The organism is Paenibacillus sp. FSL R7-0333, from assembly GCF_038000365.1.
Classification (GTDB): domain Bacteria; phylum Bacillota; class Bacilli; order Paenibacillales; family Paenibacillaceae; genus Paenibacillus_AQ; species Paenibacillus_AQ silagei.
Window position 1 is genome coordinate 2939219 of record NZ_JBBOBZ010000001.1, and the last position, 13687, is coordinate 2952905.

A 13687-nucleotide genomic window follows, 5' to 3' on the forward strand; every position below is an offset into this window, starting at 1 on the left:
CCCAATGTATGCTGTTTTCCGCATACATTGGGCCCACGCGCCTTGAGCGAGCCTGATGTATGCTGTTTTCCGCATACATTCGACCCAAGTGGCCTCATCATGCCCACTCCACTAATTCGCCCGGGTAATGTGGTTGCACATTTAACTGGAGCCTTAACTACGCAGCACATTCGGCAGCTGCTTGATCCGCTCTTCATCGGGCGTGACGAAGAGTGTCCGCTGATGATCGTAGATGACAAAGCCCGGCTTGGCTCCGCTCGGCTTGCGCACGTAACGGATGAGCGTACAGTCTACCGGCACACTGCTGGATTGCTTGGCTTGGCTGTAATAGGCGGCGAGCTGAGCAGCTTCCTCCAGAGTGGCATCGCCGAATTCCTCACTGCGGATCACCACATGCGAGCCGGGAATATCCTTGGTATGCAGCCAGGTATCGTTCGGCGCAGCGAGCCGGTTGGTGACATACTCGTTTTGCAGATTGTTTTTGCCGACATAGATGTCAACCCCTTCAGAGGAAGTGAATACCTGCAGCGTAGGTCTGGCAGCCTTCTTTTTCTTCTTGCCTTTTTTGCTGCGGTCGCGGAGATAGCCTTGGCTGACCAGCTCCTCGCGGATCTCCTCAATGTCATTCAGTGAGGCATGGGCTAATTGCTGGAGCAGCAGTTCCATATAGGCAATCTCTTCGTGCGTCTTCTTGACCTGCTCGCCGATCACCCGCAGGCTGTTCTTGTACTTGTTATATTTTTTGAAATACCGCTGTGCATTGTCCGTAGGGCTTAGCAGCGGGTCGAGCGGAACGGTAATCTCCGCCTGATTCTCATCATAGTAGTTTACTAGCTGTGCTTCCTTGTCGCCTTTGTTCACGGTGTGCAGGGAAGCGAACAGCAGCTCGCCCCAGATCCGGAATTGGTCTGCATCCTCGGCTTCGTTCAGATCCTTTTGCAGGTTGGCCAGCTTCTTGATGTTCTTGCTGCGCTCGTTGCCGAGGAAGCGGATCAGGTCGCTGACCCGCTGCTTGACCGTGTCCTTCTCCGCCTTGTCCCCGTAATAATCCTCCAGGCACAGACTTATGGAGCTGTAATGCTTCACATTCCCGCTCATCAGCTTCAGCGGAATGGCTGAGAATACCGGCTTGCCCTTGGCATTCCAACCGGTGACTGGAGCGAATTCCAGCTTGCTGACCGGCTCCATGACGGAATGGAAGGCTTCCCAGAGCTGATCGGGCTTATCCATCCCGCTGCTGAAATCCTCAGCTTCTCCGCCTATCTCCTTGTAACGGTGGAGGATCTCTCCGGCGATCAGCGGACTCAGGCCGCTGAAGGCGTGGACCAGCCAGCCGGCCGGATCGGCTGAAGGGGCCGGGCCGCCCGAGCCGTCAGCCTGCGGAGCCTCAAGTGAGGCCAGCAGTCCGGCGATCTCGCCCTCGATCATATCCTCCTCCGGCTCCTGAGGATGCTCGGCGGCGTAGCGGGCCGCTTCCTCTGCCGAGGCTATCAGGGTAAGGAAATCCGGCTGGCTGATCTGCAGCGGATTCAGCTTATGCTGCTGCGGCGGCTGGGTATAAGCCGCTCCCGGCATAACGACCCGGTAGCTGCTGATTGACGGGGTGACATGATGAATGCCGTCGATAATCGTCCCCGTGGCCAGCTCGGTGAGAATGATGTTACTGTGGCGCCCCATTAGCTCGATGATGATTTTTTTGGCGGAGACATCCCCCAGCTCATCCCGTGTTCTGATGGTGATATGAATAATTCGTTCAAGCCCCACCTGGGTAATGCTCTCGATGGTGCCGCCTTCACAATGCTTGCGCATCAGCATGCAGAACATCGGCGCTTCCGCCGGGTTGATGCTGCTTCTCTCGGTCAGGTGCAGCCGGGGGTAGGTCGGGTTCGCCGACAGCAGCAGCTTGCCGCCGCCGCCCGCACCGCGCAGGGTGAAGATGAGGTCATGTGTGCTGGGTTGATATATTTTGCCGACGCGTGCACCGATGAAGGGCTGAAGCTCATGCACGATCGCTTGGGTAACAATTCCGTCTAATGCCATGATAAGGTTCTCCTGTCGCCTGATAATAAAGTACTCCCTCTATGATGCCATACTTTTACCGGTTCGCGCAAAAGGAGAAACCTAGATGCGGTGATATTTTGGGACGACCATGAATACACTTGGACATGAACAGGTGGAAAAGCTGTGCGCCGCCGGAAGTCAAGAAACGACCGGGAGGGGAAAGATTAGTTATGGAACAAAAAAGCTGGCACCGGCTCGGTGCAGAGGAGCTGCAGGAGATGTTCGGCGTTCAGCCGGGAACGGGGCTAAGCGCCGAGGACGCCGCCGCAAGACGCAAAGAGAGCGGGTACAATGAGCTGTCTGAGGGCAAAAGGGTATCACCTTTTACGCTGCTGCTCAATCAGTTCAAGGATTTCATGGTACTGGTGCTGATGGGGGCGACTCTGGTATCCGGCCTGCTCGGCGAATACTTAGACGCCATTACGATTATCGCGATTATTCTGCTTAACGGGGTACTCGGATTCGTGCAGGAGTTCCGCGCCGAGCGTTCGTTAAGAGCACTGAAGCAGCTCTCCGCGCCTACGGCCAAAGTGATGCGCGGCGGGAAGCAGGAGGTGCTTCCCGCCAGAATGCTGGTCCCCGGAGATATCGTCCTGCTGGAGAGCGGGGACCGGATACCGGCAGATGTCCGCTGGCTGCAGTGCAGCAGCATCTATGCCGAAGAGTCGGCGCTGACAGGGGAGTCGCTGCCGGTCTCCAAGCATGCCTCGGCGATCTATGCTGAAGACATCCCGCTGGGCGATCAGAAGAATATCGGCTTCATGGGTACGATGGTGACCCGGGGAACCGGCCGGGCTGTGGTCATCCGCACCGGTATGGCTACCGAGATGGGCAAGATTGCCGATCTGATCCAGAACACCGAATCCCAGGAGACCCCGCTGCAGCACCGTCTGGAGCAGCTCGGCAAGATACTGATCTACGTCTCACTGGGGCTGACCATTGTTGTGGTCCTGGCAGGAATTATGCATGGTCAGCCGGCAACGGCGATGTTCCTGGCCGGAGTGAGTCTGGCGGTGGCAGCTATTCCCGAAGGACTTCCCGCCATTGTGACGATTGCGCTTGCGCTGGGTGTCCAGCGGATGATCAAGCGCAAGGCGATTGTCCGCAAGCTGCCTTCGGTAGAGACGCTGGGCTGCGCCTCCGTTATCTGCTCGGATAAGACAGGAACCCTGACGCAGAACAAAATGACAGTCACCCAGCTCTGGAACGCCGGACGGACCCTTGAGGTATCAGGGGAAGGTTATGCTCCGGTAGGAAGTGTGCTCCAGAAAGGCCGGCCCGTTGATCTGAAGAATGACCAGAGTCTCCGGCGCATGCTTCAGGTGGGTGCATTATGCAGCAACGCAGAGATTTATGAGAGCTTCCCCGACACGCGCAGCAAAAAGAAAGGCAAAGGCGCAGAGGCCGATAAAGGGGCTAACGCTCAGCCGGTCTGGGAACTGAAGGGCGATCCTACGGAAGGTGCGCTGGTCGCTTTGTCTGCCAAAATGGGACTAACTGCCCAGACGCTTGCCGTAACCTATACCCGGGAGACAGAGTTTCCGTTCGATTCCGAACGTAAGCTGATGTCGGTGGTTGTGAATCACCCCGGCGGCCGGATGATCTGCACCAAAGGAGCACCTGACGTGCTCCTGAATTGCTGCACGTATATGCTGTGGGAGGGCGGAGTCGTGCCCTGCACGCCGACCTTGCGCCAGAAGGTGCTGGATGCCAATGAACAGATGGCTTCCGGCGCGCTGCGTGTGCTGGGGATGGCTTACCGCGATCTGCGGAGCGGAGAAACGGCCGGCAGCGAGAAGGAAGCGGAGAGCCAGCTTGTCTTCGTGGGTCTGGCCGGGATGATCGATCCGCCGCGCAAGGAAGTGCGCGATGCGATCAGCGTGACCCGCCGGGCAGGCATCAAGACAGTGATGATTACCGGCGACCATGGGACGACGGCAGAGGCTATTGCCCATCAGCTCGGCATTCTGCAGCGCGGCGGCACGGTCCTGACCGGCAGCCAGCTTACTCGGATGGACGATGACGCGCTGGATAAGGTCTCCGACAGCGTGTTCGTCTACGCCCGGGTGTCGCCGGAGCATAAGCTGCGGATTGTCAAGTCGCTGCAGCGCCACGGCCATGTCGTCGCGATGACCGGCGATGGGGTGAACGATGCGCCTGCGATCAAGGCTGCCGATATCGGGATCTCGATGGGGATTACCGGCACGGATGTGACGAAGGAGGCTTCGGCCCTGGTTCTGGGGGACGATAACTTCTCGACCATCGTGGCCGCCATTGAAGAGGGACGGAATATCTATGAGAATATCCGCAAGTTCATCCGGTATCTGCTGGCTTCGAATGTCGGCGAGATTCTGACCATGTTCTTCGCCATGATGCTCGGGCTGCCGCTGCCGCTGGTTCCGATCCAGATTCTGTGGGTCAATCTGGTTACAGACGGCTTGCCCGCAATGGCGCTGGGCGTAGACCAGCCGGAGAAGGATCTGATGGAGCACAAGCCGCGCGGGGCGAAGGAGAATATCTTTGCCCGCCGCCTGGGCTGGAAGATTGTCAGCCGCGGGCTGTTGATCGGACTTTGTACCCTAGCCGCCTTCTGGCTGACGCTGCGGATTGATCCAGGCAGCGCGCAGCAATTGATCCGCGCGCAGTCGGTTGCTTTTGCCACCCTTGTGATGGCCCAGCTCATTCATGTGTTCGACTGCCGCAGCTCGCGCTCGGTCTTCTACCGGAATCCGTTCCAGAACAGATATCTGGTCCTGGCTGTCCTGTCCTCTGTCCTCTTAATGCTGGCTGTAATGTACCTCCCTGTGCTTCAGCCGGTGTTCAAGACCGTTCCGCTCAGCTTCCGTGAATGGTGCCTGGTGCTGGTCATGGCCGGAATCCCGACCTTCCTGATGGGAGCGGGCAGCGTCTGGGGCGGCAAGAAGAACCGCAGTCGCAGCGGTGGACGGCAGATGATAAAAAGTACAAAGTTTTCAGCATAAAATCAATAGCCTCACTCCACTCCTATAAGGTATGCTGGTTTCACTGAGAAGCTTGGTTTATGATGAACCAGGAATGTGGAAACAGCTGATCTTACTTATAGGAGTGGACCTGACAATGGAATTTACTAAAATGCACGGTTTGGGTAATGATTTTATTATCGTATTCGGCGAGGACGAGCTTCCGGGCAATGCCCCGGAGCTGGCGGTTACGCTGTGCAACCGGTTCTTCGGCATCGGCGCAGACGGACTGGTGTACATTCTTCCTTCGCAGCACGGCGACTACATGATGCGTATCATGAACTCCGATGGCTCCGAGGCTGAGCAATGCGGCAATGCGATCCGCTGTGTATCCAAATATGTATATGAGCAGGGTCTGGTGGAATCGGAGCAGATTGTCATTGAGACGATTGGCGCCGGAGAACAGAAGGTCTCCCTGAAGGTGAAGGACGGGATCGTGGAGAGCGTAACGGTGGATATGGGTGAGCCGGTCCTGTCCGGACCGCAGATTCCTGTAGCAATCGACGCAGAGCCTGTGCTCGACCAGCCGATTGAAGCGGACGGCACAGCGTTCAGATTCACCGCAGTCTCCATGGGGAATCCGCATGCAGTCATTTATGTGGACGATGCGGTATCGTTCGATCTCGCAACCTGGGGACCAAAGCTTGAGGTTCATCCGCTCTTCCCGCGTAAAGTAAACGTAGAGTTCGCCACCGTCGTCAACCGCGGCCACGTGGACATGCGCGTCTGGGAACGCGGTGCCGGTCCAACCCTGGCCTGCGGCACAGGTGCCTGCGCGACCCTGGTCTCCTCCGTGCTGAACGGAGTGACGGACCGCTCGGCGGTTATCAGCCTGAAGGGCGGCGACTTGTTCATCGAATGGAACGAGGACGATAATCATGTGTATATGACTGGCCCTGCGCAGGTGGTATACACCGGCTCAGTCGATATCTGATTCCCATATCACTATTTGCAATCCCCTGCATCCCAGATGCAGGGGATTTGTTGTGTTGTTTAAGAGGAACAGGACGAGTGTGGAAAGGCAGCCGAATAATGGCAGGCATATCCGCGAATAATAGAACTCTGCATAGAATCAGGGAGGAGGAGCGGAGATGAAGTCAGGGTCCAACCGAAAAGCACAGAATGCGGGAGCAGATACTGCACCGGGACCGGGACAACCTGAGGGTGGTATTGCCCTGGGCCTCGCGGATACGGTCGCCCAAAGTCTGCTCCACATTCAGACGGAGCTTGGCGGCAGTCCGGATCTCCTTATCCGCAGAATCCAGATCGGGGGAGAACGCCGGCTGGAAGCGGCTGCTATTCATCTGAGCGGGCTGGCGGACTCCGCCTCCGTGAATGAATTCGTGCTGGGCTCGCTGCTGAATCATACGGAGGAGCTGTTCCTCGATAGCACGGCTGGCGGCGCTGACAGTCCTCGGGAACAAGCTTCGCTCCCGCAACAGATCCTTAGCCGTGCTATGGCGATAGGTGATGCGGAGCTCCAGGAGAATTGGAAGGAAATCATGCTCGCTATTCTCTCCGGGGACACAGCGATTCTGCTGGAGGGCTGCCGGTCAGCGATACTGTGCGGAACCAGAGGCGGAGAGCAGCGGGCGGTCAGTGAGCCTTCCTCCCAGCTCGTGGTCAGGGGTCCGAAGGACGGGTTCGTCGAGTCGGTGGCTACGAACATCTCGCTGATCCGCCGCAGAATCAAATCCGCCAAGCTGCGCCTGGAGGTCTTGAAGCTCGGCTCCGAGACCCATACCCATGTGGCGCTGATGTACATGAAAGGGATTGCGGGGGAGGATCTGATCCGCGAAGCCAGAGAGCGTCTGAACAAGATTGCCTTGAATGAGATTCTGGAATCCGGGTACATTGAGGAATTAATCCAGGATAAGACGTTCACACCGTTCCCGACCATCTACAACACGGAACGGCCGGATGTGGCTGCGGGTAATCTGCTCGAAGGCCGGGTGGTTATTATTGTGGACGGCACGCCGTTTGTGCTGATTCTTCCGGCGGTGTTTACGCAGTTTTTTCAATCTGCAGAGGATTATTCCCAGCGGTTCGACATTGCCATATTGATGCGGCTGGTCCGTTATTTGAGCTTCATCGTTCTGATTCTGGGCCCTTCGGTCTACCTCGCGCTGACCACCTATCATTATGAGATGATACCGACGACGCTGCTGATTAATCTGCTCTCCCAGCGGGAGAATGTACCCTTCCCGGCATTTGTGGAGCTGCTCTTGATGGAGACGGCCTTTGAAATTCTGCGTGAAGCCGGGGTGCGCATGCCGCGCGCCATCGGGCAGACGGTCTCTGTGGTCGGTGCGCTTATTCTGGGCACGGCGGTGGTAGAGGCCGGAATTATTACCCCCATCATGGTCATCGTAGTGGCGTTAACCGGGATCGCCAGCTTTGCCCTTCCTGCGTATAACATGGCGATTGCCGGGAGAATTATAAGATTTGCTTTTCTGGTCCTGGCCAGTATATTCGGCTTCTATGGAATTACGCTGGGCATGATTCTGCTTGTAGCACATATGAACAGCCTGAGATCCTTCGGTGTTCCTTATCTCTTCCCCTTCGTCCCCCTCTCCATTAAAGGGCAGAAGGACACGTTGCTCAGACTTCCGCTCTGGTTGAACGGCGCGGACAAGCCGCCGGCACAGATGCGCGAGGAAATGCCGGACTACATGCTGCTAACGACCGGTCATGAGGAGCAGCTCCCCCCGTTAATCCGCAAGAATAGCAATAGCAGGACTGAGGAGGAGAAGCGTGAGGAATAGAATCTTAGGCGGCATAGGTGTACTTTTTGTCCTTCCAGTGCTTCTGCTTACCGGCTGCTGGGACAGTGTTGAACTCAACCGGCGGGCGATTGTCTCGGGGGTAGCGATCGACAAGGGCGACTCTGAGGCTGAGCGGTACAAGCTGTCCTTTCAAGTGATTGTGGCGGAGGAAATCTCCGGAGAGAAGAGCAGAGGTATATCCCCGGTTGCGCTGTACACAGGAACAGGCCGCACGATGTTCGAGGCACTGGCAGACGCTTCCCGCCAGACGGCACGCTTCCTCTCCCTGGGACATGTGCGGGTGCTGGTGATCTCGGAGGCGTTCGCCCGCGAAGGCATCAAGGACATTCTGGATGTACTGGAGCGGGAGAGCGATACCCGGCTGAACAGTCTGATCTTCATCTCCAAGGGACAGCCTGCGCGTGAGATCATGTCCACAATGACCGTGTTCAGCAAAATCCCGGCTAATGATCTCGTGGAGAAGCTGGAGACGACCTCCAAGCAGTTCGGCTATAACTTCCGGATGGCCGTGGATGATGTGATCCGGGGGATTCAGATCAGAGGAGGCGGTCCGGTGATCAACGGGGTATACACCAGAGGGGAGTGGACTCCATCATCGGGCAGCAATGACAGCCTGAAGAATATCGAACCCCGGTCGATCCTGAGAGTCTCCTCCCTGGCGGCGTTCAAGGATGACAAGCTGAAGGGCTGGCTTACGGGTGACGCTGCTCTCGGCACCGTTCTTTTGCATAATCGGATCAAAGAGTTTCCAATTCTGCTTAAGCAGCAGGCGGGCAGTTATCTCTCCTTCAATATCTATCAGTCCCAGGTGTCGCTTGCGGTCAATTCGTCTGACCCGGAGCATCCGGTCTTTACGGTCAAGATCACCCAGCAGGCAGCGCTCAAGGAAGCTCCGAATCCGCTCGATCTTACCTCGCCTAAAGTGCTGGAAGAGCTGTCAGAACGGCTTATAAAAGAAAGTGTGAAGCATATCCAAGCAGCGGTAAGCACCGCCAAAGAATTGGGCAGCGATTATCTCGGCTTTGGACGGGCATTGCAGCGGCAGGACCCGCACGGCTGGAAGAAGGTCAGGGACCAATGGGAGGATGTATTCGCAGACTGTGAAATCCGGTTCGATGCGGATGTGGTTATCCGGCATACGGATATGCGCAGCAACTCATTTCAGATTCATTAAGTCTGCCGGTAGGGTAACCGGGTGAGGAGGTCCACAGAATATGGGTAAGGTCAAAATCGGACTCGGCGAATTCTTCAGCCTGACGGTGCTGTTCGAGCTGGGCACGGCGCTGGTGGTTAATCTGGGGATGGAGGCAGGGCGGGATGCCTGGCTCTCGATTCTGCTCGGCTGCGCGGCGGGGCTGATCATGTTCACGGGATACGCTTATCTGTACCGCAAGCACCCGGACCAGCCTTTTACAGCCTATACACGGCAAATTCTCGGAAAATATATCGGGGCACCGGTAGGCCTGCTCTATATTATTCTCTACATCAACCTGGCCGCCCGGGATCTGCGCGATGGCAGCACCATGCTCGCAATGGCGACCATGCATAATACTCCGCTGTTCATCCTAAGTGCCCTGATGCTGCTCTCGGGAGCTTATGTGCTGCACAAGGGGGTGGAGGTGCTGAGCAGAACGTCCATTGTATTCGCGTTTGTCGTACTGGGAATCGGCCTGTTCGGGACCGTGATGCTGATACTCTCCGGTACGATCAATCTGCACAGACTGCTGCCTGTACTGGAGAATGGCTTTCAGCCCGTGCTTAGCTCGGTGATTCATCAGAATTATATGTTTCCGTTCGGGGAGATGGTGTGCTTCACTATGCTGATGCCGTATTTGTCCAGTGTCAAAAAAGGACCGTGGATCATCGCCGCCGCCATGGTGTTCTCCGCGCTGCTGCTCAGCTTCACGATGGCGCTGAATGTTTCGGTTCTTGGTGCTGACATTGTTGAGCGATCGCCGCTCCCGCTGATGCCGACAATCAGCAAGATCTCCGTTTCGGATATCATCCAGCGGGTGGATATTTTCGTGGTTATGGTGCTGATCATCGGGGTGTTTTTCAAAATGGCCGTCTTCTTTGCTGCCGCGCTGATCGGAATCTCGGACCTGTTCAAGCTGCCGTACCGGAGAATGCTCTATCCCTGCGGACTGATCATCCTCTTCACCTCCATGCTGGATGCACGCAGCTTCATTGAACATCTCGATGAGGGCGGGACCCTGCTGTACAGGGTATATCCTTATTTAATGATAGTCATTCCGGTGCTGCTGGTCATCGTGACGGCGGTTCGTGATCATTTCTCCGCTCCCCGGCCGGGCTGACGGCCGCTCACCCAATAGATGGCATCCGGCACGATCAGCAGCAGCACCAGTACAGCCGCAGTCAGCTTCTCTGAGGTAGTATAGAGCAGATAATTCAGAATATAGCGGATATTCTCCGCGCCGTAGCCTAACATCAAGTCCAGCAGGTACAGGTACAGCAGCGAGAGCGCCGACAGCAGGAGAATTACGGCATATTTGCGCAGCAGCAGTTTTCTTATTTTTTTCTTCATTCCTACAGTCTCCTTCTGGCAAGATTAAGCGTAGTATGAATCATTTGCCGGACTGGCATACAAGAATAACGGACGGCCGCCTCTTTTGCCCGCTAAAGCTTATCATCCATCCCGATTTATGTTACATTAGTATGAAACTAATGTTGTCAGTAAGGGGAGGTTCTTGCGGTGAAGCCGGATTTGCGCTCTGCATGGGAGAATAACGTGTTGGTCGGAGACGGAGCGATGGGAACTTTTTTGTATCAAAAGGGTTTCCCTGTCGGCATCTCCTACGAGGAATTGAATCTGACCTCACCGGAGGTCATTGAGGATGTGCACCGGAGCTATATCAATGCAGGTGCTGTACTGCTGGAGAGTAATACCTACTCCGCGAACTACGACAAGCTGTCTAAGTTCGGACTGGAGGCCAAGGTGGCGGACATTAACCGTGCGGGGGTCCGCATTGCCCGCCGGGCTGCCGGCGAGAACGGGTATGTTGTCGGTGCGATCGGCTCGATCCGCGCCGGAAAACGGGCCAATCTGTCCTCCGCCGAGCTGAAGAAATTCTTCTCGCAGCAGATTGCCGCGCTTCTGGAGGAAGCGCCGGACGGGATCATGCTGGAGACCTTCTATGATGTCGAGGAGCTTCATCTGGCGCTGAAGGCTGTGCGTAAGCTCAGTACGCTGCCCGTAATCTGCCAGCTGGCTGTGGACGATTCAGCGCGTACGCTGGACGGATTAACCCTGCCGGAAGCGTTCCATATTCTGCAGCAGGACGGAGCGGATGTGATCGGCTTCAACTGCAACACCGGACCGAACGGGATCAAGCGTGCGCTGGGTACGCTACAGGGCAAGCTGGCGCTGCCGGTGTCGATCTATCCGAATGCGGGCGTAGCCGATTATGTAGACGGCCAGTACCGCTATGGCGCCTCGCCGGAATATTTCGGACAGATGGCTCCGGTGTTCGCGGATATGGGCAGCCGGATTATCGGGGGCTGCTGCGGCACCACTCCTAAGCATATCGCTGAAATCTCCGCTGCCTTGAAGGGCTATGTGGTGGAGCCGTTGCCTGAGCCTGCTGCCTTCAGTGCGCCTGAGAGCATTGCGGTGCAGGAGCACCTGGCGGATGACGGGGGACAGGGAGGCGGCGAACCGACGCTTGTCGATCTGGTCAAGGAACGCCACACTGTGATCGTAGAGCTTGACCCTCCGCGCGATCTGGACATCGCGAAGTTCATGAAGGGGGCGGAGGCGCTGCGACGGGCCGGAGCCGATGCGCTGACGCTCGCCGATAATTCGCTTGCTGTCACCCGGATGAGCAATATGGCGCTGGGGCATCTGGTGCAGGCCCGCACAGGCCTGCGGCCGCTGGTGCATATTGCCTGCCGTGACCGCAATCTGATTGGCACCCAGTCGCATCTGATGGGCTTCGACGCGCTGGGGATTGACCATGTGCTGGCCGTGACCGGAGATCCTGCCCGGTTCGGGGATCTGCCCGGCTCAAGCTCGATCTATGACCTGACTTCATTTGAAATTATACGTATGATCAAGCAGCTCAATGACGGCGTGGCCTTCTCCGGCAAGCCGCTCAAGCAGAACGCGAAGTTCGTCATCGGGGCAGCGTTCAATCCCAATGTCAAGCATCTGGACAAAGCGGTCGAGCGCCTGGAGAAGAAGATTGCCTCGGGTGCGGATTATATTATGACCCAGCCCGTGTATGATCCTGAATTGATTGCCCGGATTGCCAAGGCTACCGAGCACCTGGATATTCCGATCTTCATCGGCATTATGCCGCTGGCCAGCGGACGCAATGCAGAGTATCTGCATAATGAGGTTCCCGGCATTCAGCTCTCCGCCGAGGTCCGCAGCCGGATGGCCGGACTCGAAGGCGAGGCGGGCCGGGCCGAAGGGGTGCTGATCGCCAAGGAGCTGCTGGATGCGGCGATTGCACATTTTAACGGAATCTATCTGATTACACCGTTTATGTTCTATGATATGAGCGTGCAGCTGCTGGAGTATATTTGGGAGAAGCAAGGACGTAAGTTATCCCCCTTGTTTCGCTAGTAATAATCAATTACAATAGTGTAATGGATGTGATTCCGTTGTCATATAGTATGACCGGATACGGTCAGTCAGCCCTGGAATACGGCGGACACAAGATAACGTTCGAGGTCAAATCGGTGAATAACCGGTACTGCGAAGTTGTGCTGCGGTTGCCCAGGGAATGGACGGGGTATGAGGATAGGCTGCGCAGAATGGTTCAGGCTCATATCAGACGGGGACGGGTAGATGTTATTATTAATAGAGAACTCACCGACGGGGCGGCTGACACGCATGTGCTGGACCGCCGCAGGGTGAGCTCCTATCTTGATGCAGCGGAGGTACTGGTCCGGGAGTATGGCTTCAAGGGAGAGTTGTCCCTGCGGGATATCCTTGCTATGCCCGGTGTAATGGAACCGAAGGAAGAGACGGCTGCTGCTGACTCCTCCGGAGAACTTGCAGATCTTCTGGAGCAGGGTCTCCAGCTTAGTCTGGAGGCCCTGCTGGAGATGCGCGGACGGGAAGGCTCCTATTTGGCGGCCGATCTGACGCGCAGACTTGACCGTCTGGAAGAGCTGCATGCCGGAATCAGCAGATATGCGCCTCTGGTTGTGGAGGAGCAGCGCGAGAAGCTGCGGCAACGGCTTAACCTGCTGAATGACGGGAGCTTCCCCTGGGATGAGCATAAATTCGGCATGGAGATGGCTATTTTCGCCGACCGCTGCAATATAGATGAGGAGCTGACCCGGCTTCACAGCCATTTCGGCCAGTGCCGGGCCTTGCTGCTGGGCAGCGAGCCTGCCGGACGCAAGCTTGATTTTCTCATCCAGGAGATGAACAGGGAGACCAACACAATAGGGTCGAAGTGCAGTCATCTGGCGGTTGTGAATCTGACGCTTGATATGAAGGCGGAGCTCGAGAAGATTCGGGAGCAGGCGGCGAACCTGGAATGACAGGAACCAGGGAGCAAGCTATGATGTTACTTATGGGGGGAACAACCGGAACATGGCAATCAAATTAATCAACATCGGCTTTGGGAATATCGTGTCAGCGAACCGTATTATTTCCATTGTCAGCCCGGAATCGGCACCGATTAAGAGAATTATCCAGGAGGCCAGAGACAGGCATATGCTGATCGATGCCACCTACGGGAGGCGGACGCGGGCTGTCATTATTACCGACAGCGACCATGTGATTCTCTCGGCTGTACAGCCTGAGACGGTAGCTCACCGCCTATCCAGCAAAGACGACGATAACGACGAATAACAACAATTGGA

Annotated in this window: 10 protein-coding genes; 8 read left to right on the forward strand and 2 right to left on the reverse strand. The window is 56.4% G+C overall.

The window, feature by feature from the left end; genetic code table 11:
- Positions 1–153: 153 nt before the first annotated feature.
- On the reverse strand, positions 154–2040 hold the full coding sequence (locus MKY86_RS12060; protein ID WP_076074365.1) for an Rqc2 family fibronectin-binding protein: 1887 nt from the start codon (positions 2038–2040) through the stop codon (positions 154–156).
- A 191-nt stretch (positions 2041–2231) separates the two neighbouring features.
- Between MKY86_RS12060 and MKY86_RS12065 the strand changes: the two genes are divergently transcribed.
- The 5 genes from MKY86_RS12065 to MKY86_RS12085 all read left to right on the forward strand — a co-directional run bounded on the left by MKY86_RS12065 (position 2232) and on the right by MKY86_RS12085 (position 10161).
- On the forward strand, positions 2232–5042 hold the full coding sequence (locus MKY86_RS12065; protein ID WP_076074367.1) for a calcium-translocating P-type ATPase, SERCA-type: 2811 nt from the start codon (positions 2232–2234) through the stop codon (positions 5040–5042).
- Positions 5043–5157: 115 nt separating this feature from the next.
- On the forward strand, positions 5158–5994 hold the full coding sequence (dapF, locus tag MKY86_RS12070) for a diaminopimelate epimerase (RefSeq protein ID WP_076074370.1): 837 nt from the start codon (positions 5158–5160) through the stop codon (positions 5992–5994).
- 157 nt (positions 5995–6151) lie between these two features.
- Entirely contained in the window at positions 6152–7825 is a 1674-nt protein-coding gene (locus MKY86_RS12075) for a spore germination protein (RefSeq protein WP_076074372.1), read from the forward strand.
- Positions 7815–9020, forward strand: a complete 1206-nt coding sequence (locus MKY86_RS12080; protein WP_076074375.1) for a Ger(x)C family spore germination protein — start codon at positions 7815–7817, stop codon at positions 9018–9020. The genes MKY86_RS12075 and MKY86_RS12080 overlap by 11 nt, the downstream gene beginning before the upstream one ends.
- Positions 9021–9060: 40 nt before the next feature.
- Positions 9061–10161, forward strand: a complete 1101-nt coding sequence (locus tag MKY86_RS12085; protein ID WP_076074377.1) for a GerAB/ArcD/ProY family transporter — start codon at positions 9061–9063, stop codon at positions 10159–10161.
- Here the strand turns inward: MKY86_RS12085 and MKY86_RS12090 are convergent.
- Positions 10134–10391, reverse strand: a complete 258-nt coding sequence (locus tag MKY86_RS12090) for a hypothetical protein (RefSeq protein WP_076074380.1) — start codon at positions 10389–10391, stop codon at positions 10134–10136. The two genes, MKY86_RS12085 and MKY86_RS12090, sit on opposite strands and share 28 nt — an antisense overlap.
- A 168-nt stretch (positions 10392–10559) precedes the next feature.
- Here MKY86_RS12090 and MKY86_RS12095 point away from each other — a divergent pair, with 168 nt between their 5' ends.
- From MKY86_RS12095 to remA, 3 genes are read left to right on the forward strand one after another with little or no spacing between them, the layout of a single operon-like run.
- Positions 10560–12434, forward strand: coding sequence for a bifunctional homocysteine S-methyltransferase/methylenetetrahydrofolate reductase (locus MKY86_RS12095; protein WP_076074383.1), 1875 nt, complete (start codon positions 10560–10562; stop codon positions 12432–12434).
- Positions 12435–12472: 38 nt separating this feature from the next.
- The gene (locus MKY86_RS12100) at positions 12473–13363 is read left to right on the forward strand and encodes a YicC/YloC family endoribonuclease (protein WP_076074385.1); all 891 of its coding nucleotides are present in this window, start codon (positions 12473–12475) and stop codon (positions 13361–13363) included.
- Between the two features lie 52 nt (positions 13364–13415).
- Entirely contained in the window at positions 13416–13676 is a 261-nt protein-coding gene (remA, locus tag MKY86_RS12105) for an extracellular matrix/biofilm regulator RemA (protein WP_006209218.1), read from the forward strand.
- The last annotated feature ends 11 nt before the right edge of the window (positions 13677–13687 follow it).

What these genes read in the sequence shown, in the direction of transcription:
- MKY86_RS12060 (WP_076074365.1), bottom strand. Translation starts at nt 2,040, where the DNA reads ATGGCATTAGACGGAATTGTTACCCAAGCGATCGTGCATGAGCTTCAG.
- MKY86_RS12065 (WP_076074367.1), top strand. Translation starts at nt 2,232, where the DNA reads ATGGAACAAAAAAGCTGGCACCGGCTCGGTGCAGAGGAGCTGCAGGAG.
- dapF (WP_076074370.1), top strand. Translation starts at nt 5,158, where the DNA reads ATGGAATTTACTAAAATGCACGGTTTGGGTAATGATTTTATTATCGTA.
- MKY86_RS12075 (WP_076074372.1), top strand. Translation starts at nt 6,152, where the DNA reads ATGAAGTCAGGGTCCAACCGAAAAGCACAGAATGCGGGAGCAGATACT.
- MKY86_RS12085 (WP_076074377.1), top strand. Translation starts at nt 9,061, where the DNA reads ATGGGTAAGGTCAAAATCGGACTCGGCGAATTCTTCAGCCTGACGGTG.
- MKY86_RS12090 (WP_076074380.1), bottom strand. Translation starts at nt 10,391, where the DNA reads ATGAAGAAAAAAATAAGAAAACTGCTGCTGCGCAAATATGCCGTAATT.
- remA (WP_006209218.1), top strand. Translation starts at nt 13,416, where the DNA reads ATGGCAATCAAATTAATCAACATCGGCTTTGGGAATATCGTGTCAGCG.